Raw genomic sequence first — 19,315 nt, forward strand, 5'->3', positions numbered from 1 at the left:
GCTTAAAATCAAAAAGTAGCTAGTTGGCGATCGACCTTTTTGCCTATGAGTTCCGATTTAGTACCCCTCCTTCCCAAAGTATCCGTCGGCCGCCGCGCAGCGGCCTTCTGCATTGATGGAATCGCAGTTTGGCTGCCCAGTTTGCTTCTGGGCAATAATGCGATCGTCCAAACCATATTTTTTGTTTTGCTGTGGCTGATCCTGCGCGTAGCCATCGTCAGGAAAAACCTAGGTCAAAGTATCGGGCGTTGGGCTTTGGACATGAAAGTTGCCGATACCAGATTGCTACGGACTCCGGGAGTGCAAGAACTGTGCAAGCGCGAGGCATTGCTGGGCTTGTGCGCCGGCTTAGCCTTCGCAGGTATAGCTGGGCTCACATCTACCAACGCCGCCGTCTTGCTGCTGATGCTGCCCCTAGCGATCGACTGTAGCGTTGCCCTCAACTCCGGCGAAAGGTTTCCTCAAGCTTTCCACGATCGCATCGGGGGGACGATGGTCGTCGGAACCCGCCGCGGCTACTCCCTCGACATCAAAGTTAGAAGATTGCTTGACCAAGTGCAGAGCAATGTGAGAAGATAATAAATTGTGTTTAAATTAGTCGAAATTTATTTAGAATTATGGCTAAAGGCGTCCGCATCATAATTACTCTAGAGTGTACTGAGTGCCGTACAAACGTAAGCAAACGCTCAAAAGGCGTGTCTCGGTACACCACCACCAAGAACCGTCGCAACACGACGGCGCGGCTGGAACTCAAAAAGTTCTGCCCCCACTGCAACCAGCACACTGCCCACAAAGAGATCAAGTAGTGATTAGTCATTAGTCAGTTGTTATTGGTCAACAGACAACAGTCAACAGTCAACAGACAACAGACAACAGTCAACAGTCAACAGTCAACAGTCAACAGTCAACAAACAACAAACCATGACTTACTTTCGCCGGCGCGTTTCGCCCATCAAACCAGGAGACCCGATCGACTACAAAGACGTCGATTTGCTCAAAAAATACGTCACAGAACGCGGTAAAATTTTGCCCCGCCGGATTACCGGTTTGACTGCAAAACAGCAGCGAGACCTGACCAGAAGCATCAAAAGAGCAAGAATTGTAGCTTTGATGCCCTTCGTAAACCAAGAAGGTTAACAGGATTTGGGATTTTGGGTTTTAGATTTTGGACTGGGAATAAGACTTGCGCGAAAAGAACGTCTTTCTGTCATTAATAGTGCAGCAAGAATGCAGCGAAATAATCGCGAAATAGGGTTAAGAGTCGCAGCAGCGCAAGTCTTAATCACAAGTCAAAAGTTAAAAAAAAAGCAAGAATAAAGAACAACTTTTTAGATTTTAACTTTCACAATTGACCAGAAAAATTGCCAATATCCAAAATCTAAAATCGCAAGCTCGAAACTCGATAAGTGGCTACTGTAAAAATCCAAAATCTCAAATATAAAGCTGGCAAGTGGAGAAGGGAACGTTAGTAGAATTTAGAGTGCACGGCGACCGCCGTCTGGCAGTTGCCGATCGCCCCGACGGCAAGAAAAACTGGGTGGTGGTAGACGAAAACGGTCAACCGCACAGCATACCGCCCAAACAAATCACCTACGAAGTAGTCGGAGAAACTTACAAACCCTCCGATATTCCCAAATTTCTCAAAGAAGTAGAAGCATACTCAGATCCGTCGAGTTTGGAAGTCGCTTGGGAACTTTTAGTCGGTGACGGAGAAACAGCAGATCCCGAATCCCTGGCAAAGCTGTTATTTTCTCAGAGTAGTCCGGCCCAGTGTTACGCGGCCTACTGTTTGCTGTCAACAGACAAACTGTATTTCAAACAAAAGGGCGATCGCTACGAACCGCGATCGGCCGCCCAAGTAGCCGAAATCAAACACCAGCAAGAAGTAGAACAGCAGCGACACCAAGAATCCCAAGGATTTTGGGATCGAGTCAAACAGCGGCTGGCAGGGGAAAATGTAGATTGGGAAAATAGCGATCGAACTCGCCTCGACGCCCTAGAACGCTTTGCCCTCCTCGGAGAAGAAGCAACGCACCGCACCCCAGCCTTAGAAACTTTAGCCAGCTTACAACGGTCCGAAAACCCCGAAGCAGCATTTGGCCTCCTAGTCGATCTCGGCCTCTGGAGTACCCACGAAAACCTGTTTTTGCGGCGCAGCCAAATTCCCCTACAATTCTCCGCAAAGGTATTAGAAGTGGCCCAACGCTGCCTAGAAAATCCCCCCACCGACTCCGACACAAATCGTCTCGATTTAACTCATCTCAAGGTTTACACGATCGACGACGAAAGCACCACCGAAATCGACGACGGCCTCAGCTTAGAATTCCTCGAAAACGGCCAGCAGCGGATCTGGATACATATCGCCGATCCCACCCGCTTGCTTTCCCCCGGAGACGAACTCGACCTCGAAGCCAGAAAGCGCACCACTACCGTTTATCTGCCCACGGGAATGATCCCCATGTTTCCACCAGCTTTGGCAACCGGGCCGATGAGTTTAATTCAAGGCAAAGAGTGCAGCGCCCTCAGCTTCAGCGTCACCTTAGACGAAATCGGCGCGGCTCAAGATTACAGCATCCACATCAGCACCATAAAACCCACCTACCGCTTGACCTACGATGACGTAGACGAAATGCTGGAGTTGGGAATCGAAGCAGAACCGGAAATAGCAGCGATCGCCTCTGCAGCAAAACTGCGCCAAAAATGGCGGGAAGCCCAAGGCGCAATCAGCATTTTCATGCCCGAATCCGTCATCAAAGTCAACGGCGACGACATCAAAATCCACGTCATCGACGACTCCACAGCCCGGATGCTAGTAGCCGAAATGATGATTTTAGCAGGCGAACTAGCCGCCCGCTACGGTCAAACTCATAGCCTGCCCATACCCTACCGCTATCAGCCACAGCCCGAACTCCCTCCCGATGAAGAACTGCTGGCCGTGCCCGCAGGCCCCGCCCGCGCTTGCGCCGTGCGCCGGTGTATGCCCCGCAGCGAAATGGGCCTCACCCCCGGACGCCACGCAGGCTTGGGTTTGGAATTATACACTCAAGTTACTTCCCCGATCCGTCGCTATACCGACTTGCTGACTCACTTCCAAATCAAAGCCCACCTGCGGGGCGAACCACTGCCTTTTTCCGCTGAAGAAATACAGGATATTGTGATGTGTCTCGGCACCGCAGTTAAAGAAGCATCCACTGTCGAACGCCAAACTAACCGCTATTGGGGATTGGAATATTTGCGGCGCAACCCCGATGAAGTTTGGGAAGCTTTAATGCTGCGCTGGCTGAGAGAAGACAGCAATCTCGGATTGATTTTATTGGAAGAGTTGGGTTTAGAATTGGCAATGCGATTTGGTCGATCGGTCGAAATAGGCGATCGACTAGAAGTCAAAGTTACCCACTGCGATCCGCGATCGGATGTCATTAACTTCCAAGAAATGATATTTGAAGCCGCGCAATAGGATTTTAGATTTTAGATTTTAGATTGCAAAAATCTGCGTTGAAGGCTGAAACTGAGGATAAATCTCGTTTTTAGTCGAGTTTCTGACCCCCTCGCATACCCCCTACTCCCCATTGTCAATGGCAGGCGGGTAAAAAAGATGCTCGGTTTATATTTAGTCCTGTAAAATAATCCTAATTATTGTCAGGGCTAGTTTACCTCTGAATCTGTAATATCAGCCAGAAACCCCCTAAACCCGCCCCGACCAAAATATTGGGGTCGATCGACTCGACATGATATTCAATCCAAGACGGGTAATACTTTTGACATTAAATTGACATGCTTTGCTATCTCCTCTCTTCCTCCGTGTCCTCTGCGTCCTCTGCGGTTAATAAAAAAAACTTCAGCATTGTATGTAAAAATTGGAAGTTTTTACCCTAACCTAGTAATCTAAAATCTAAAATTTAAAATCGCAAAATGCCCAATTCAATTAGCCAAGTTCAGCCACCGCTGGAATTCATACCCCCAGCCTACAACCCGCTAGTGATGCAAGGTTGTAAGCAAATATTCCCCTGGTGGCTGCGATTTCGGACGAGTATCAGCCACGTTCAAGCCGAAAACGTCGAAACCCTCGCCGAACTATTCCACCAATTTCAAAATCAGAAAGTTCGCTTCTTGCTAGCCTTCCGCCACCCCAACTCAGACGATCCCTACTGTTTGGGACAACTAATTTGGAAACTCGTTCCCCAAGCAGCGCGCGCCAAAGGTATTCCCCTGCAATTCCCGGTACATTCCCACTTTATCTACGATCGCGGCATCCCCCTGTGGGCCGGTGCGGGAGTCGGCTGGTTGTATTCCCAACTCGGTGGCACTCCGATTGTTCGCGGTAAAATCGATCGCGTCGGATTGCGATCTGCCCGCAATTTATTTGCCAACAGCCAATTCCCGATCGCCGCCGCCCCAGAAGGCGCTACCAACGGTCACAATGAAATAGTTAGCCCCCTCGAACCGGGAATTGCTCAAATGGGTTTCTGGTGCGTTGAAGATTTGCTGAAAGCCGGACGCACTGAAAAAGTTTTAATTGTGCCGATCGGCATTCAATACCGCTATGTCAATCCACCTTGGCAACCCCTAGAAAAACTTTTAACTCAATTAGAAATTGATTGCGGACTGCCACCATTAGAACGCACCGACATCGCTAATTTAGAGACTGCCAATCCCGATTCCGAAAACCACTATCACAAATTTCAATACCTGCGCCTGATTCGACTTGGCAGCCATTTGCTAGCAGTGATGGAAGAGTTTTACAGCCGTTTTTATCATAAAACATTACCGCCACAAATATCTATTTTAACATCGTTATCGCTCCCAGAAAAAACGACCAACGATTCGAGCAATGAAGTAATGATCGCTCGACTGAAAGGACTGTTAGACGTAGCTTTGCAAGTAGCCGAAGAATATTTTAACTTAAAGCCCAAAGGCAGTTTAATAGACCGCTGCCGCCGTCTGGAACAAGCAGGCTGGGACTATATTTATCGAGAAGATATCAAAAATATTGCAGCACTTTCTCCCTTAGAAAGAGGATTAGCCGATCGCCTCGCTGAAGAAGCAAGTCTTCGGATGTGGCACATGAGACTTGTAGAAAGTTTCGTGTCCGTCACGGGCAGGTACGTCGCAGAACAACTGACAGCAGAACGTTTGGCAGAAACAACTTTACTGCTGTGGGACGTACTGGCTCGCATCAAAGGGGGAAATCCTTTCGGCAGACCGAAGTTGGGCAAACAGCAGGTACAAATGACCGTGGGCGAACCCATATCAGTGAGCGATCGTTGGGATCGATATCAAACCAGCCGCAGGTTAGCAGTTGCCGAACTCACTCAAGACTTGCAATCAGCTTTAGAAGCAATGATTAAATCTTAATTACTCAGATCAACAAGAGCTTCTAGGGAAGAAGGAATATATATTTTTATTCAGCACCTTTTTTTTTGGTGAATTATAAACAGATTGTTATAGACTTTTGGAATAGGTCTAATGAACCGCCAACGCTCGATCGACAATGAACCAATAAAAATTACCGATGACTAACAAACCTATCGATTTGTCTACTAACTCAATTAAAGTAAAACTGCTAAATAATTTAGCCCAGGAATTGCTCACGCCGCTCACTTCTGTCCTTGGCATGGCAAGCGTGTTGAAACAAGAAATTTATGGCCCCTTAACGAGCAAGCAAAAAGAATATATTGACGTGATCCAAGACAGCAGCCGCTCTTTGCGATCGCTAGTTGAAGAAATTTTGGAACTGGCCGAACTAGATGATTCCGCTTTCACCTTGAAGCGAACCGCAGTCGATATAGAAACTCTGTGCCAGCAGGTTGTGACAATCCTGTCGTCGGTGGCAAGTAGACGAGAGCAAGAAATTAATTTGTCGATGGGGCCCGGGTCGCGCATCTGGTTGGTAGATAAAGAGAAGGTTCAGCAAATGCTGCACCACTTAATTTTTAGCATTATTCAATCTGCTGGGGCAGGCAGCGTGATTCGAGTCCACGTTTCTCGGAAAGAAGACGGTATCAACATCGGAGTTTGGGTTTTTCATCCTTGGTTAGGGGAAAGTTTGCCCCATGCTAAACTCTACACCGACTACTTGTTGAAGGCCGGATCTGGTAGCGGTTCGCCATCGGATTCCGAAACCGACTCTCCCGGAGAACCGCAACTCCCGACACAGGGTTCGCAGCGCTTAACGCTGGCGTTTTCAGAGTTGGCGGCTTTGGTGGCGCAGAATGCAGAGGATACCGCACCGGTGTTAGCTGGTTACGGGGCCAGGGAACGCTTGGGGCTGCTGCTTTGCTGCCAATTGGTGGAAATTCAAGGCGGTCAACTCTCGATTCAAGGAACCCCGGAATCTGGATATCGCTACGTGCTCTGGCTGCCCTGCACAAATGCTACGGAATTGTTGGAAGGGTAAAGAAGGAAGAAGGAAGTTCGGCAACGGATTTTCTAACGGATGTAACGGATGTAACGGATGGAAAGAAGAAGGAAGAAGAAACAAGTCATTTGTTAATTAATACTGAGATGTTGCACCATTCTCAATAAGGCTTTTATGCGCGGGCTCCCGTGCCCCCCACAAGAAATTTATTCTTTGTGGAGCCGACAATAAAAGCCTTAAGGGAGGATGGTGCAAGATGGGAGTTACTACCAATTGTCGATGCTTTTAGACTCAATTCCCAATTCCCAATTCCCAATTCCCAATTACCAATAATCAATCTAAAAATGAATTCAGTTTGGCAACAGTTAACTCTGGCAAATTTGCCGCTCTCTCAGTGGCAAAGTAGAAGTTATTTATTCAATTTGGCGATCGGCTGTTTACGCAGTTGGCGGCAGAGTAGCTGGCTGATGCAGTGGGCAGAACCCTTGGGTTTTGTTTTGCTGGCCTTGACTTTCGGTTTGGCGCCGTTTGTAAACAATGCTTTGGTGGGGGTGTTGATGGCGGCTAGCGCTGCATTTTGGGTGCTGCTGACTGTTTCGGACGATCGCCCGATCGCCTTGAGGCCGATTCATTTGCTGGTACTGCTGTACTGGGGCATTGCCACCGTCGCAACGGCGATGTCGCCGGTCAAAGTCGCCGCTGCTACTGGTTGGAGCAAGCTAACGCTGTATTTGCTGTTTTTTGCGCTGATGGCTCGGATATTGCGATCGCCCCGTTGGCGATCGTGGTTAATTGCCGTATTTTTGAACGTCTCTTTAATTGTCAGTTTCTACGGCGTGCGGCAGTGGATTGACAAAGTGCCGCCATTAGCTACTTGGAACGATCCGACTTCTACTCAAGCCAATGTCACGCGAGTTTACAGCTTTCTGGGAAATCCTAACTTGCTTGGTTCCTATTTGCTGCCGGCCATTGCATTGAGCGCCGCCGCACTTTTTGTGTGGAAAGGATGGGGAACAAAAATTTTAGCGCTGACGATGCTGGTGGTGAATTGCGCGTGTTTGCGCTACACGGATAGCCGGGGTGCTTGGATCGGTTTTGTGGCTCTACTGGTGGTATTTTTAGTGCTGCTGTGGTACTGGTACAGCCCTTTGATGCCTCGGTTCTGGCGGACTTGGGCGCTGCCGTTAGGGTTAGGAGGTTTGGCGGGAGCCTTAATTTTGGGAGTGGCTTTAGTGGAGCCTCTGCGCGATCGAGTTTCGAGTATGTTTATCGGCAGAGGTGACAGCAGTAACAATTTTCGGATTAATGTTTGGACGGCGGTGATTGACATGATTCGCGATCGGCCAATTCTTGGAATTGGGCCGGGCAACACTGCTTTTAATAAAGTTTATCCGCTTTATATGAAGCCGAGATTCACTGCTTTGAGCGCTTATTCCGTCCTGCTAGAAATTGCGGTGGAAACCGGTTTTATCGGTTTAATGTGTTTCCTGTGGCTGATGACTGTTACCGTCAATCAAGGTTTGCTGCAGATAAAAAATCTGCGGGATGCACAATTTAACATCTCTAATTTAGAGGAAGAATCCAGAAATCCCCAATCTAAAATCCCAAATCTCAAATCGAATCAGGGGTTTTGGTTGATTGGGGCGATCGCAACTTTAGCCGGCATGATGGCCCACGGTTTTGTCGATACAGTTTGGTACAGGCCCGAAGTTAATATGCTGTGGTGGTTGATGGTGGCGATTATTGCTAGTTTTTACAGCAACTCGCACCACCAGGAAGATTCAGCTTTGACGGAGGGCGAGTAGATAGAATTGCTGGCGGGGATTTTCTCCCCGCCCAGTGCGGACTCCAGCAATAATGGATACAGCAATAATTAGGAGTTATACCAGTGCGAAAAAAGAATGCAGCTTTATGCAAGCTGCAAACCATTATCGCCATAAGTTATTTCCAATTCTTCAATTATTAATCTCAAATCTCAAATGCTATAAGGTGCGGACGGGGCACCCTGCATACTACTACATACTACATACCTGTTGCTGTAAAGTGGTGATGGTACACTCTACAAAATTTATTGAAAATAACTCTTATTCTTCGCTCTCCGAAGGCATGATGAATCTGGGACACGGATATTTTCCACCATCTCTATCTCTGCACCGCCGCCTCCTCGCTTGATTGGAGTCGAACGGCGTTTCGACTGATTCATTAACTGTAATTTTAACAGTCGAAGGAGTTGGCAGTGCTGTTGAGGCTTGACTTAGCTCCAGCACCGTTATAATTGCCAGTATGGTTGATGAAAACAAAACTGTGCGTTTCATTTATTTGTTTTTTCCTCGTTTAATCGTTGACGTGCCATCCCTATCCATATATCCTCATCGAATTCTTGAGAATCCGCATACTTTAGACAAATTTTCCACTGCGGTAGCGCTGCCTTAGTATTTTTCATTTTTTCTAGGACTTGCGCTTTTAAGCAGTAAGTTGCTGGTCCTTCACTATCAAGTTTAATCGCTGCATCCAGATGTTGCAATGCCTCTGAATATCGACCCTGTTCCAGGCGAGCCCATCCCAAGTTTTTTAGTAAAGAATATTTTACTTGATCGTCCTCAGCTAATTTCAAACCTTGCCACAGGAAGTGAACGGCAGCCGGATAGTTTTTTTGATCAACTATATATAACCTAGCCAGATTGCTGTAAGCAGCAGGCAGACCGAGTTTTGCAGCTTGCAGATATTTTCCTCGGGCGCATTGTAAATCTTGCACCTCTTCGCAAAGCCATCCTAAATTGTAAAGAGCTGTTCGGCTTTTTGGATCTACCCAGAGCGCTAACTCATATGCTTGTTGAGTATCAGCGAATCGATTGGCTTTGTAGTTTTCAAAAGCCCTATTGTTAAAAAAAGAGGCCAGTTCCGGCAACCCAATTTGCCAGCCGCCCCAGCCTACTGCTAGCATCAGCAATAAGGCTCCCCACTTGGAGTTCTGATGCTTTTTTGCTGGCTCTTTCATAGCATTGAAAATATTAGCTAATGGTGTCATTTTTAGCATTTTTTAACTTGAGAGTTGGGGGATATTTTGTTTGCTAGATTTAATTGCCACCCTAATGGCCTGATAATCTTACGAAATGACTCAGGTTTGAGTCCGTTTCTCATAAGAGTTTGTCAGTCCACAGCCAAATGCTTGGGAATGTTCCCACTACCCAGATGTATTCGAGCATAGGTTAATCATTCATGAGACTCCACAAGCCATCCGGATATTTTCAGGAAAAATAAGCGGGAAGCAGGAAGAAGGTAGAACTGTTACCCTTGCCTAAGTAATAATACTTAGTTAGCGATCAGTCGATCGACAGTATGCGACTGTATGAGGAGATACAGCGTATTCCAGGTTTATGAAGTGTAGGGACTTACCCTGGGCTGTTTCCCACGGGGATGGAACGAGCTGGGGTTTAGTTGATCAACCTGGAATCTTCTGTAAGACGGACTCCGGTGAAATAACTTTAATTAAGTTTGTAGTAACGATGGAAGTCCTCAAAATCCTCAAGGGAGGATTTTGAAAAATATTATGATGAGTAATTAACCGAACTAGATTTAAAATAGCCAATCATTAATCAGCAATCACCCATGATGAATCACTAATGACTCCTGACTAATAAACATCTCTACAAGTTAACTTTCAACCTTCGAGTACCCAAGGTTTTAGTTGCTTTTTCGGAGATGTCTAATGACTAATGACTGGGACTAAAATTGCTTCATCGCTCTTTCCATATCCCGCTTGTCTTCGCGTTTCTTCAAATCTTCGCGCTTGTCGTACAGTTTTTTCCCTTTACCCAAACCGATATCAAGTTTTACCCAGCCGCCTTTCAAATACATTTTTAACGGTACTAAAGTCAAGCCTTTTTCTTCCACTTTGCCGATTAATTTGCGAATTTCCTGCTTGTGCATCAGCAATTTACGGGTGCGGCGGGGTTCGTGATTAAAATAGTTACTAGCACTTCTCCAAGGCGAAATGTGAACGTTTATCAGCCACAGTTCCCCGTTCCGAACTAAACCATATCCGTCCCGCAAATTGGCTTTTCCTTCCCGAATTGATTTGACTTCGGTTCCCTTCAACTCGATTCCCACTTGGTATGTCTCTATAATTTCATAGAGATGGCGCGCTTGGCGGTTATCGCTAACAATTTTGTATCCTGGACTTTTTTCGCTCATTTTTACCTCCGATAAAATTAATTATTATAACGCTAGCTCCTCTGTAGAGAAAATCGAAGCTTGACAAAACTTAAATAATCGGTCTAGACATTACTAATTTTGCTGAGCTAAGATGTCACCAACGTGAATGTCAAGCGGTATCATGCAGCGCACCAATATTCCCAATTCTGACCTTCCAGATGCTGTCAGTCCCAATTCAGGGCTTAATTTAGTTTGGTTGGCTCCTTTTTTGCTGGCGCTTGCTTGGTTTTGGGCCAATATCTCGGCAGTTAAGTGGCTGTTATCCTCGTTTGTTGAGATACCTACACTGTACAAGATAGTAATTGGCTTTCTGATTGTAGCATTAGTAGTGCGATCGATTGGGAACTCCGAGCGCCCGCCAGGATTTTCACCCCATTTCGTTTTGAGGCGAGATCCGCTGCTGTTGATGTTGGGTGCGGGTATTTGCTCGATCGCCCTTCAGTACATAATTGATATCAAACAACTTACTGTCCTGCTATTTATCCTCGGAACTTACGGGCTGTGTGGCTTATTGGTAGAGCAGAACTTTTGGCAAAAAAACTTGCCAGTTGCGGGCTTGCTGGCTTGTATTTTACCATTCAACAGTCAGTTTAATAGCGGATTAGGTTTGCCGGCGCGAGTGCTTACTGCTCAGGTAGTAGAACAGTTGCTCTCTATGCTGCAAATTGGGGCTATTTCTTCTTACGATATTATCGTTTTGGAAAACGGCATCGCTCAGGTTGACGTGCCTTGTAGCGGCATTAAAACCCTCTTAGTCGGAACGCTATTTTTGCTAGCTGCTACCTGGCTGGAAGGGCGTAAATTGAGCTTAAGATGGCTAGCAGTCGGCGCTGCTAATTTCTTAATGTTGGTATGTGCTAACACTGCGCGGGTTGCCGTGTTAGTCCTGGTTTCGGAAGTTTTTCAACAGCCAAACATAGCACAAATTATGCACGTTCCTCTGGGAATTGTCGGTTTAGTATGTGCTTGTTTTGTGACGTGGTTAATGCTGCAACGAGTACCGAAATTCCAGCCCAAAAAAACCAGCGGTATTTCTGCAAAACCCAACTCAGAAATTCTGCCAAATCACCCCTTAGCCAAACCCGGAATAATTGCAGCAGTCGCACTTTTGGCAGTAATGGCTCAACTGTCTCATGTAGAAACGTCAAAAATGGCGATCGCCGCACCTTTAACATTACCTGAATACATTAAATCAGAGTCGATTCCCCTGAATCCTAGCGAACAAAAATTCTTTGGCAACTATCCAGACACGCAAACACAAAAAATCAGATTTGTCGCCGGCAACTTGCGCGGTTCCATGCTCACAGTAGCGAGCACATCCTGGCAAACTTATCACGCCCCCGAGTTGTGTTTTGTGGCCAGCGGAATTCCCGTCAATGGCATAGAAAAAAAACAACTAACTCCTTCAGTAACTGCGCGCTGGCTGTCTCTCAAAAACAACCAATTATCAGCAGTATACTGGCTGCAATCTGCACAGCTAACTACAGATAACTTCTTGTCCCGTATCGGCAGCGATCTCACCCACAAAAATCACAATTGGGTGCTAGTTTCCATTTTATTTGACAGTTCGCTACCACCAGAAAATCAGGAAGTAAAAGAGTTTGCGAGTAATGTATACACGACCGTTAAACAAAGCTTACAAGGAGAAGTAAATGAAAATCAAACAGGTGTTTGATGGAATTTTTAAAACAATTTTTTGGGTCTGGAATTTGACCTTTTTATCAATTGTTTACTTGGGAATTTTGCCGATTATAGGAGTGCCATTAATTCAGGCGACAATCGATGGCACAATCCCGCTAGATTTTTCTTTGACGATGGCAGCTACGATCGCAGTACCCACTGTATGTACTGTAATAGGAGCTAGGCGTTTTAGCAAGCAACCCCTACAGCTAATGCGTTGGTTTTACGGCGTAGAAGCACCGTTATTTTTACTTTGTTTGCTCCGCTTGTTCCTGCTACGAGAACTCACTCCAGCTAGTTCTCAGATCATCGCTACTATTGCTTTGTGCATTGCAGCATTTTCAGTGGAAATGCTGTACGGATATCTGGGTAAAAGAGAAAATGTGCAAAATATTTTCGATTCCCAGAATTCTCATAATAAACAGCCTCGTTTTGTCAGGTTACTCGGAGAAAAACGAAGTGCGTGGCTGCAATTAGGATGTCACAGTTTAATGGTAGTAGTTGGCATTTGGGCGGCAACATTGCTGCTTTATTACGCTGTACCTGTGGCATTCTATACACTTTATGGATTCTTGTTTTTCCTCAGCCAGTTTTTAACCTTTACATGGGTTTCACCATTTCTGGAAATGTTTAAAGACGGGGCATGGGCATGGGCTTTAATTTGGCTACCGCTATCGTTTATATTGTTTGGTTTAACCTGTAGCTTATTCGTTGTCATTCCTTCGCTGTACGGCTTTCTCTACATTCATTCCGGGCGGAAAATTTGGCAGAGTTTTGCTGCACAATACGGGAAAAATAAAGCGCTAATCGGAAGTTTTGGAGTCATAGCAGCTTGGCTGGCTATTTTCTCGGCTTTGCAGCAGCAGCCACAAGTTGCAGCACTGAAAATGCTGGCTACTCCGCCTGCAAATGACACGGTTCGCCAAACTTTATTAGCCAAGTCTGATATGATTCGATCGGGCTTAGTTAACGCTTATTTGTCTCCTTACCGCTACCTCAGCACAGTGGGAGAAAACAACCACATTTATGAGATATACAAAAATAGTTTGGGTTTACCTGACGGAGCGGCTCAAACTGTGCAGAACAGCTATAATTTTTTAATGTCGCCGTTTTTGTATCAAGGCTCTAGTGCTGATGTAGAAAAAGCGGAAAAACTCTACGGCGAATTCTTCGATACGGAACTGCAAAAAGGCGACTCAGAAGCAGTAAAACACGCGGTGCAGTCAACATCAAACCGGGAAGAAGCTAAAGCTGGTTTGCTGAATGTCAATCAGGAAAAAGTATGGTTGCAGTCGCAAGAAGTGACAGTCAAAGAAAACGGCGACTGGGCTGACGTTCAACTCTACGAAGTTTACAAAAATCAAACGCCGAACTTGCAAGAAGTATTCTACTACTTTTCCCTGCCGGAAAGCGCCGCAGTTACAGGAGTTTGGCTGGGAGATACTGGCGATTTAAACAAACGTTTTGTATTTACGGTATCGCCTAGAGGTGCCGCCCAGCAAGTCTACAACCAACAGGTAGTAGAAAGAGTCGATCCGGCTTTGCTAGAACAAATTGGCCCGAAACAATACCGATTGCGGGCTTTTCCAATCCCAGCTAAACGAGAATTCACCCAAACAGAAGGGCCAACGGAAATGCACCTGTGGCTTACTTACAAAGTCATGCGCCAGCCGCAGGGTTGGGCTATGCCTGTTTTGGCTGAAAAACGCAACATTTTTTGGAACCAAAATACTCGCCGCACGATCGCCGGAAAAGAGGTAAAATACAGCGGCAAAGAAGCAAGAGAAACTTGGCTGCCACCCTTTTTGCCCGCAGCCGCACAGCAACCGCTAACAGCGCAGCAGGCGGTTCTACCGGGAGGAAATATCATTTCTGCTAAGCCGTTGGCTGATGCAAATTACTCGTTACCGCAAGGCAAGAAATTTGCAGTTATTCTCGATACTTCCCGCAGCATGGCGGCGGAAAATAAGGATGTCAAAGAAACTTTTGAATGGTTGAAAGCTAATGCAGCAGGCAAAAATGCTGTTGATTTGTATGTTGCCAGCGCTGCGGGAATGCCACCTAAGTTTGTGGAAGATGTACGCAATTTCGATGCGACAAAGGTGAGGTTTTACGGTACAATCCAGCTCAAAGATATGCTGCAACAGTTTGCACAGTTGCGGGGCGATAAAAATTACGATACTGTATTTTTGGTGAGCGATCGCCACAGTTATGAATTATCGGACGATCGCAAACCTAAACTTTCCATCTCTGCACCGCTATGGACAGTGCATTTGGGAGGTTTGCCCCCCGGCTACGACGACGCAACTTTGAAGCTTATTCAAGATAGCGGCGGTGGAGTTGCTACGGATATGAAAGAGGCGATGCAGCGACTAGCAACAACAGCAGCTTCGGGCCCATCTACAGTTAGCGTTGTTGACGGCTATGCTTGGAGTTATGCCAAAACGCCGCAATCGGAAAAAAACGCAAAATCGGCGACAGTCGCAGAGTTAAAAGATACCGGAAATGAAGGCTTTAAACCGATAGCTGCGCGGCAGTTGATAACTGCACTTAGCAAGCAGAAAAGTTCCAATCAATTGACGCAACTGGATGCAATGCACGCAGTAGCTAAAAATTTCAAAGTGGTGACTCCTTATTCTTCGATGATTGTGTTAGTTAATGACGCGCAAAGGGAGCAACTAAAAGCAGCGGAAGCTAAGAGCGATCGATTTGACAGAGAGGTAGAATCCGGTAAGGAGGAGTTGAGTAAGCCGAATAATCCTCTGAATGTTTCGGGGGTTCCTGAACCCGAAGAATGGCTGCTGTTGGCGGTAGGTGCGATCGGGCTTTTGGTGATTTTCGTCCGCCAGCGACGCGCGAAAATGGTAGGTTGAAAGTAAATCCGGGTTGGCTACTCCCTCGATGTTTCGGCGGTTGAAATCGCTACTACAAAAACAAAGTCTGCCTCCGCAGACTAAGAGAGTGAGGGGGTATTTAACCGAGACTTGATATCAAATATTAATCTACAGTCGTCTTGAGACGACTTGAGCTATGAGACAGGGGTTGAAACCCCTGTCGGACTTAGCTAAGATTAATGACTAATCTATCTCGACAAAAACGCGATCGCCCTCAATCTTTACCGGATAAGATTCCAGGGAATCGGCTGGTGCATTCAAACATTTACCGCTATCTAACTTGTACTGATACTTATGAAACGGACAGGTAATGATACCGTTATTTACCTTACCCATGTCGATCGGATATTCTAAATGAGTGCAAGCATTGCGGTAACAAGTGACATTCAGGCCTTGACGATTCAAAATCAGCGAAGTACCCTCAACTTTTACCTTCAAAATATCCCATTCGGGAACTTGATTCAGCCCTGTTATCTCTACCCACATATAATCTTTATCCCTTTAAATAAAATATTGCTGCTTTCATGGGCGATCGTCCTTGAATGCAGCAAGGGCGATCGGTGGGGCACTCTCCACACCTGAGAACCTAACCGTTTTCCTCGCCATTTCCCAGGTACAACCTGACGAATTCATCAGCCGCCTCCCGATTGAATGTCTGCAACGCTTGCTTAATCGCAAATACCGCCTCAGCGGATGGATCTCGTTCTTCACTCACCCAACGGCTAACGTTTGAGCGATCGATTTCCATCTTTGCCGCCAATTGATATTGACTGATATCGTATGCCTCTAATATTTTTTTGAGGGCTTTACCTGCTCTTCCCATGCTCCCTATTGTGTCAGAGAGTCACGATTCTGTAAACGTTGCTGATTGTCACAAAGTGCGGGAAACTTTGTAGATTAAGTGCGATCGTTTTTTCCCTCTCAATTTAATTGTATGGTTCCTCAAATACCGGAGTTTGGCTGGGGCGATCACCTAGTCCGCCGCCAACCAGCGTAAACTTACGCATATAGGGAGACCTGTACCCTAAAACAATATCCGACTTGGGTACTCCGAGTTCAATTAACTCATTAGCAATTCCTACTTCCGTTCCATCTCGCTGAATCCAAATCTTGTCCTCTTTAATATCGATGTGAATAACGCAACCATAAACTCGTCTTTCTCCACGCCATCCCACATGAAACATCAAATAGCGATCGCGTTTGATGTCACAAGCAATTTCAGTTTCTATCTCCCCATCGTCCGAACCGCAGCTAGAGTGTTTTTCAATGATTGATTGAATTAGCTCTCTATACTTTTCTATTTCCATATAACTATCGCCTCTGTTGCAGGATTAAACACAATCAAGTTTAATTGCATCCGCGTCACTGACATTCGAGCTAAACGCCGAGTAAAAAATTCTTCATAAATATCTTCTGGAATTGCCAAATAAAGAAGTCTATCCGGTTCTGACTCTTCCAAAACCACTTTATAATTCCAGGCTTGACCTATAGCCTCGTGAAACTGATTGATCAATGACAGACCTAAAAAACACTTGATTTCTACTGCTATCTTCTGTCCGTACTTTTCGGCTCCTAACAAATTATTTTCAGCCCCTAAGTCCACATAAAGCTTATCTTCGTCTACTTTGAGGTACAAAGGATCGTGGGTAATAGTCCACCCTTCCTTTTCCAAAGCTGAACATACAGAGGCATGAAAGATATCCTTAGCAGACATAGATTTTGATAAATCATGTTACTCGCTCCCATTATATCATCTTTTACGGCTGTGCCAGACAAACGGGCGATCGCATTTTGAATGAAGTGCGATCGTTTCTTCCTTCTCAATTTAATTGTAAGGCTCATCAAATACCAGAGTCTGGCTGATGCGATCGCCTCAATATTTGACTATCGGCCTCAAACATACTATTCAGCTTTTCCCTACGGATGAATCTGACTCAAAATCACCCGCAACCGATCGTAATCATCCTTCAGCAAAACACTCAAACTTCTCCCTGCTTCCACCAACCAAGATCGATCGCGCATCCGCAACTGATAAATCTCCCGAATTGCCGCCGCCGTCAGCGCATCCACCGGCGCATTAGTCACCCCCAGTAGCGTCCTCAAAAAATCCAACTGCACGGTAAAGTCAATCACCTCATCCGGTTCGCAGCGATAAACCGCCTGGTGAATTTGCGGCGGGCGCGGCGGCAAATACTGATAAATTTTACCCCTCGATGGGCCGTGACCGTTCAACCTTTCCGGCGCAGCCTCATACCCGACAATCGCCACTCGAAACTCGGTTTTGAGCATCGCAAAAATCTGCGGTTGTTCTTCCCGCAACTCTTCCAGCGACAAACCCAAAGCGCGAGCTCTGTGCACCGAGTCGATCGGGCTAGTCGTAGCGTAATAAACCACGCCGTAAATTTGATTTTTCGACTCTTCATCCTCGGCCTTCACCCAACTGCCAAAAGGCGGCATCACGGGAAAACTTAAGTCTTCCGGTTCCAAACATTGAGCCAAAAACTCCGAAGTTGCCGTCTCGATTACCTCAGCAATGCGATCGGGGTGGCGCTCTTTTGTAGCAAATTGGGGTAAAGGTAAACGCATAGTTTTAGTTATTAGTTATTAGTTATTAGTTATTAGTTATTAGTTAGTAGTCATTAGCCATTGGTTTTGTGCTGGTTGTCAAGGGTCTTCAGTTAGTAGCCTGGTCTTGGGTACTTTACCAATTACCAATGACTAATTACCCATTACCAATTACCAATGACTAATGACCGCTGACTACTGACTATTTCACGCGACCAGCCGTAGCATCCACAAGTTCCAACTGCGACAGCCGGAACGTAATCAACTTGTCCCAATTCCCGCCTTCAAACAGTACCGCGACCTTTCCGTCGCTAACTCGCTGGACTTGTCCTTGAAAGGCGTAGTAAATTTCACCCTTATCTTTAACTCGAACTGCCGAACCTGGAAAAATCATAATTCTTTGAATGTTAAGTTTGCTGGTTATAGTTTACCTTTTCTCGTTTCTAGTTCCCAAGCAGAGCCTGAGAACTAGGCAAATGTTCGTGTACAGGAAGACGCGAGGCCAACCCCAGAAACGAGAGTTTGTTAGGCTAAGGCTGCTACGGAAACTTTACCGGCAATGCGACCCGCGATCGCCCGCAACTCCCTAGCTGAAGCAGAACCCGGTTGCCCCACCACGATCGGCACCCCCGAATCGCCACCTTCGCGCAACGGAATTTCCAGCGGAATGCGGCCTAACAGCGGCACTCCCAACTCAGCAGCAGTCTTTTCCCCGCCACCAGAACCGAAAATATCGTATTGCTTGTCTGGCATATCCGGCGGCACAAAATAGCTCATGTTTTCCACAATTCCCAACACTGACACTCCCAACTGCTGGAACATCTTTAAGCCCTTGCGAGAGTCCAACAATGCCACAGTCTGCGGAGTCGTCACGATCACGACACCGGCCATCGGCACCGCTTGCGCCATTGTCAACTGCGCGTCTCCAGTACCCGGAGGCATATCGACAATCAGATAGTCTAAATCGCCCCAATTCACCTGATAGAGGAACTGCCGAATGATCCCGTTCAACATCGGGCCCCGCCAAATTACGGGTTGGTCTTTGTCAATTAAAAACGCCATCGACACTAATTTGACGCCGTAGTTGAAGGCGGGTTCGAGGCTTTCCCCGCTTTTTCCGTCCCTAACCATCACTTTCGCGTCCCCCAGACCCAACATATTGGGGTCATTTGGCCCATAGATATCCGCATCCAGCAAACCCACCTTAGCGCCGGTTTGCGCCAGCGCTACTGCCACATTTACCGCCACCGTGCTTTTGCCGACGCCGCCTTTGCCACTGGAAATTGCGATAATATTTTTAACGCCTTCAATGCCTTGGCGATCGACCACTCCCTTTTGCTGTGGCGTCTCGGCTGTCACCTCCACCGCCACTTTTTCGACTCCTGGCAACTGTTTGACCGCTTTTTGGCAATCTTCGACAATAAATTCTCGCAGCGGGCAAGCAGGCGTTGTCAGCACTAAAGTAAAACTGACGACACCGCCGTCAATTTTTATGTTACGAATCATGTTCAATTCCACCAAACTCTTTTGCAGTTCGGGGTCTTGCACGGGTCGCAGGATTTCTAAGACTGAACTAACATCGAGTGTATTGGGCATTGTGTTC

The 19,315-nt window shown here is 46.5% G+C and carries 19 protein-coding genes; 9 read left to right on the forward strand and 10 right to left on the reverse strand.

Annotated features, from left to right (window positions below; all coding sequences use genetic code 11):
- The first annotated feature begins 45 nt into the window (after positions 1-45).
- The 7 genes from QUA83_RS14165 to QUA83_RS14195 all read left to right on the forward strand — a co-directional run bounded on the left by QUA83_RS14165 (position 46) and on the right by QUA83_RS14195 (position 8,163).
- Positions 46-579 (forward strand): RDD family protein, encoded by a 534-nt coding sequence (locus QUA83_RS14165; protein ID WP_333293744.1) that lies wholly within the window; start codon positions 46-48, stop codon positions 577-579.
- Positions 580-617: 38 nt separating this feature from the next.
- Positions 618-806 carry a 50S ribosomal protein L33 gene (rpmG, locus tag QUA83_RS14170; protein ID WP_190658616.1) on the forward strand — a complete coding sequence of 63 codons (189 nt, stop codon included), beginning with the start codon at positions 618-620 and terminating at the stop codon, positions 804-806.
- Between the two features lie 115 nt (positions 807-921).
- Positions 922-1,137, forward strand: coding sequence for a 30S ribosomal protein S18 (gene rpsR / locus QUA83_RS14175; protein WP_006631377.1), 216 nt, complete (start codon positions 922-924; stop codon positions 1,135-1,137).
- 313 nt (positions 1,138-1,450) lie between these two features.
- Positions 1,451-3,457 (forward strand): ribonuclease R family protein, encoded by a 2,007-nt coding sequence (locus tag QUA83_RS14180; protein WP_333293745.1) that lies wholly within the window; start codon positions 1,451-1,453, stop codon positions 3,455-3,457.
- A 455-nt stretch (positions 3,458-3,912) separates the two neighbouring features.
- Positions 3,913-5,355: a 1-acyl-sn-glycerol-3-phosphate acyltransferase gene (locus QUA83_RS14185; RefSeq protein WP_333293746.1), complete on the forward strand. Its 1,443-nt coding sequence runs from the start codon at positions 3,913-3,915 to the stop codon at positions 5,353-5,355.
- 157 nt (positions 5,356-5,512) lie between these two features.
- The gene (locus QUA83_RS14190; RefSeq protein ID WP_333293747.1) at positions 5,513-6,397 is read left to right on the forward strand and encodes a histidine kinase dimerization/phospho-acceptor domain-containing protein; all 885 of its coding nucleotides are present in this window, start codon (positions 5,513-5,515) and stop codon (positions 6,395-6,397) included.
- Between the two features lie 305 nt (positions 6,398-6,702).
- A complete protein-coding gene (locus tag QUA83_RS14195; RefSeq protein ID WP_333293748.1) occupies positions 6,703-8,163 on the forward strand; it encodes an IctB family putative bicarbonate transporter in 1,461 nt (486 codons plus the stop codon).
- A 279-nt stretch (positions 8,164-8,442) separates the two neighbouring features.
- Here the strand turns inward: QUA83_RS14195 and QUA83_RS14200 are convergent, their stop codons facing one another.
- The 3 genes from QUA83_RS14200 to smpB all read right to left on the reverse strand — a co-directional run bounded on the left by QUA83_RS14200 (position 8,443) and on the right by smpB (position 10,552).
- Positions 8,443-8,673, reverse strand: coding sequence for an Osc7112_2153 family protein (locus tag QUA83_RS14200; RefSeq protein WP_333293749.1), 231 nt, complete (start codon positions 8,671-8,673; stop codon positions 8,443-8,445).
- Positions 8,670-9,386, reverse strand: a complete 717-nt coding sequence (locus QUA83_RS14205; RefSeq protein ID WP_333293750.1) for a tetratricopeptide repeat protein — start codon at positions 9,384-9,386, stop codon at positions 8,670-8,672. The genes QUA83_RS14200 and QUA83_RS14205 overlap by 4 nt, the downstream gene beginning before the upstream one ends.
- A 698-nt stretch (positions 9,387-10,084) precedes the next feature.
- Complete coding sequence (gene smpB, locus QUA83_RS14210; RefSeq protein ID WP_006631384.1) at positions 10,085-10,552, reverse strand: SsrA-binding protein SmpB; 468 nt, start codon at positions 10,550-10,552, stop codon at positions 10,085-10,087.
- A 127-nt stretch (positions 10,553-10,679) separates the two neighbouring features.
- On the opposite strand from smpB, the gene xrtO reads away from it, so the two are divergent.
- Together xrtO and QUA83_RS14220 are read left to right on the forward strand one after the other, a co-directional pair.
- Positions 10,680-12,248 carry an exosortase O gene (gene xrtO, locus QUA83_RS14215; protein ID WP_333293751.1) on the forward strand — a complete coding sequence of 523 codons (1,569 nt, stop codon included), beginning with the start codon at positions 10,680-10,682 and terminating at the stop codon, positions 12,246-12,248.
- Entirely contained in the window at positions 12,226-15,126 is a 2,901-nt protein-coding gene (locus QUA83_RS14220) for a TIGR02921 family PEP-CTERM protein (protein ID WP_333293752.1), read from the forward strand. Before xrtO ends, QUA83_RS14220 begins: the two co-directional genes overlap by 23 nt.
- A 204-nt stretch (positions 15,127-15,330) precedes the next feature.
- Here the strand turns inward: QUA83_RS14220 and QUA83_RS14225 are convergent, their stop codons facing one another.
- The 7 genes from QUA83_RS14225 to QUA83_RS14255 form a co-directional block, all read right to left on the reverse strand.
- Positions 15,331-15,633 carry a Rieske (2Fe-2S) protein gene (locus QUA83_RS14225; protein WP_333150126.1) on the reverse strand — a complete coding sequence of 101 codons (303 nt, stop codon included), beginning with the start codon at positions 15,631-15,633 and terminating at the stop codon, positions 15,331-15,333.
- A 100-nt stretch (positions 15,634-15,733) separates the two neighbouring features.
- Entirely contained in the window at positions 15,734-15,970 is a 237-nt protein-coding gene (locus tag QUA83_RS14230; protein WP_015175931.1) for a helix-turn-helix domain-containing protein, read from the reverse strand.
- Positions 15,971-16,073: 103 nt separating this feature from the next.
- Complete coding sequence (locus tag QUA83_RS14235) at positions 16,074-16,454, reverse strand: XisI protein (RefSeq protein WP_333293753.1); 381 nt, start codon at positions 16,452-16,454, stop codon at positions 16,074-16,076.
- Positions 16,445-16,861, reverse strand: coding sequence for a XisH family protein (locus QUA83_RS14240; RefSeq protein ID WP_333293754.1), 417 nt, complete (start codon positions 16,859-16,861; stop codon positions 16,445-16,447). The genes QUA83_RS14235 and QUA83_RS14240 overlap by 10 nt, the downstream gene beginning before the upstream one ends.
- Positions 16,862-17,064: 203 nt before the next feature.
- On the reverse strand, positions 17,065-17,733 hold the full coding sequence (locus QUA83_RS14245) for an HAS-barrel domain-containing protein (RefSeq protein ID WP_333293755.1): 669 nt from the start codon (positions 17,731-17,733) through the stop codon (positions 17,065-17,067).
- A gap of 181 nt (positions 17,734-17,914) precedes the next feature.
- Positions 17,915-18,106, reverse strand: coding sequence for an NAD(P)H dehydrogenase subunit NdhS (locus tag QUA83_RS14250; RefSeq protein WP_006631389.1), 192 nt, complete (start codon positions 18,104-18,106; stop codon positions 17,915-17,917).
- A 131-nt stretch (positions 18,107-18,237) separates the two neighbouring features.
- Entirely contained in the window at positions 18,238-19,308 is a 1,071-nt protein-coding gene (locus tag QUA83_RS14255; RefSeq protein ID WP_333057242.1) for an Mrp/NBP35 family ATP-binding protein, read from the reverse strand.
- Between the last annotated feature and the right edge of the window lie 7 nt (positions 19,309-19,315).

Source organism: Microcoleus sp. K1-B1 (assembly GCF_036704705.1).
In the GTDB taxonomy this organism is placed as follows: domain Bacteria; phylum Cyanobacteriota; class Cyanobacteriia; order Cyanobacteriales; family Microcoleaceae; genus Microcoleus.

Excerpts from the sequence above, each read along its gene's own strand:
- QUA83_RS14165 (WP_333293744.1), top strand. The coding sequence starts at position 46 with ATGAGTTCCGATTTAGTACCCCTCCTTCCCAAAGTATCCGTCGGCCGC.
- rpmG (WP_190658616.1), top strand. The coding sequence starts at position 618 with ATGGCTAAAGGCGTCCGCATCATAATTACTCTAGAGTGTACTGAGTGC.
- rpsR (WP_006631377.1), top strand. The coding sequence starts at position 922 with ATGACTTACTTTCGCCGGCGCGTTTCGCCCATCAAACCAGGAGACCCG.
- QUA83_RS14185 (WP_333293746.1), top strand. The coding sequence starts at position 3,913 with ATGCCCAATTCAATTAGCCAAGTTCAGCCACCGCTGGAATTCATACCC.
- QUA83_RS14190 (WP_333293747.1), top strand. The coding sequence starts at position 5,513 with ATGACTAACAAACCTATCGATTTGTCTACTAACTCAATTAAAGTAAAA.
- QUA83_RS14195 (WP_333293748.1), top strand. The coding sequence starts at position 6,703 with ATGAATTCAGTTTGGCAACAGTTAACTCTGGCAAATTTGCCGCTCTCT.
- QUA83_RS14200 (WP_333293749.1), bottom strand. The coding sequence starts at position 8,673 with ATGAAACGCACAGTTTTGTTTTCATCAACCATACTGGCAATTATAACG.
- QUA83_RS14205 (WP_333293750.1), bottom strand. The coding sequence starts at position 9,386 with ATGACACCATTAGCTAATATTTTCAATGCTATGAAAGAGCCAGCAAAA.
- smpB (WP_006631384.1), bottom strand. The coding sequence starts at position 10,552 with ATGAGCGAAAAAAGTCCAGGATACAAAATTGTTAGCGATAACCGCCAA.
- xrtO (WP_333293751.1), top strand. The coding sequence starts at position 10,680 with ATGTCAAGCGGTATCATGCAGCGCACCAATATTCCCAATTCTGACCTT.
- QUA83_RS14220 (WP_333293752.1), top strand. The coding sequence starts at position 12,226 with ATGAAAATCAAACAGGTGTTTGATGGAATTTTTAAAACAATTTTTTGG.
- QUA83_RS14225 (WP_333150126.1), bottom strand. The coding sequence starts at position 15,633 with ATGTGGGTAGAGATAACAGGGCTGAATCAAGTTCCCGAATGGGATATT.
- QUA83_RS14230 (WP_015175931.1), bottom strand. The coding sequence starts at position 15,970 with ATGGGAAGAGCAGGTAAAGCCCTCAAAAAAATATTAGAGGCATACGAT.
- QUA83_RS14235 (WP_333293753.1), bottom strand. The coding sequence starts at position 16,454 with ATGGAAATAGAAAAGTATAGAGAGCTAATTCAATCAATCATTGAAAAA.
- QUA83_RS14240 (WP_333293754.1), bottom strand. The coding sequence starts at position 16,861 with ATGTCTGCTAAGGATATCTTTCATGCCTCTGTATGTTCAGCTTTGGAA.
- QUA83_RS14245 (WP_333293755.1), bottom strand. The coding sequence starts at position 17,733 with ATGCGTTTACCTTTACCCCAATTTGCTACAAAAGAGCGCCACCCCGAT.
- QUA83_RS14250 (WP_006631389.1), bottom strand. The coding sequence starts at position 18,106 with ATGATTTTTCCAGGTTCGGCAGTTCGAGTTAAAGATAAGGGTGAAATT.
- QUA83_RS14255 (WP_333057242.1), bottom strand. The coding sequence starts at position 19,308 with ATGCCCAATACACTCGATGTTAGTTCAGTCTTAGAAATCCTGCGACCC.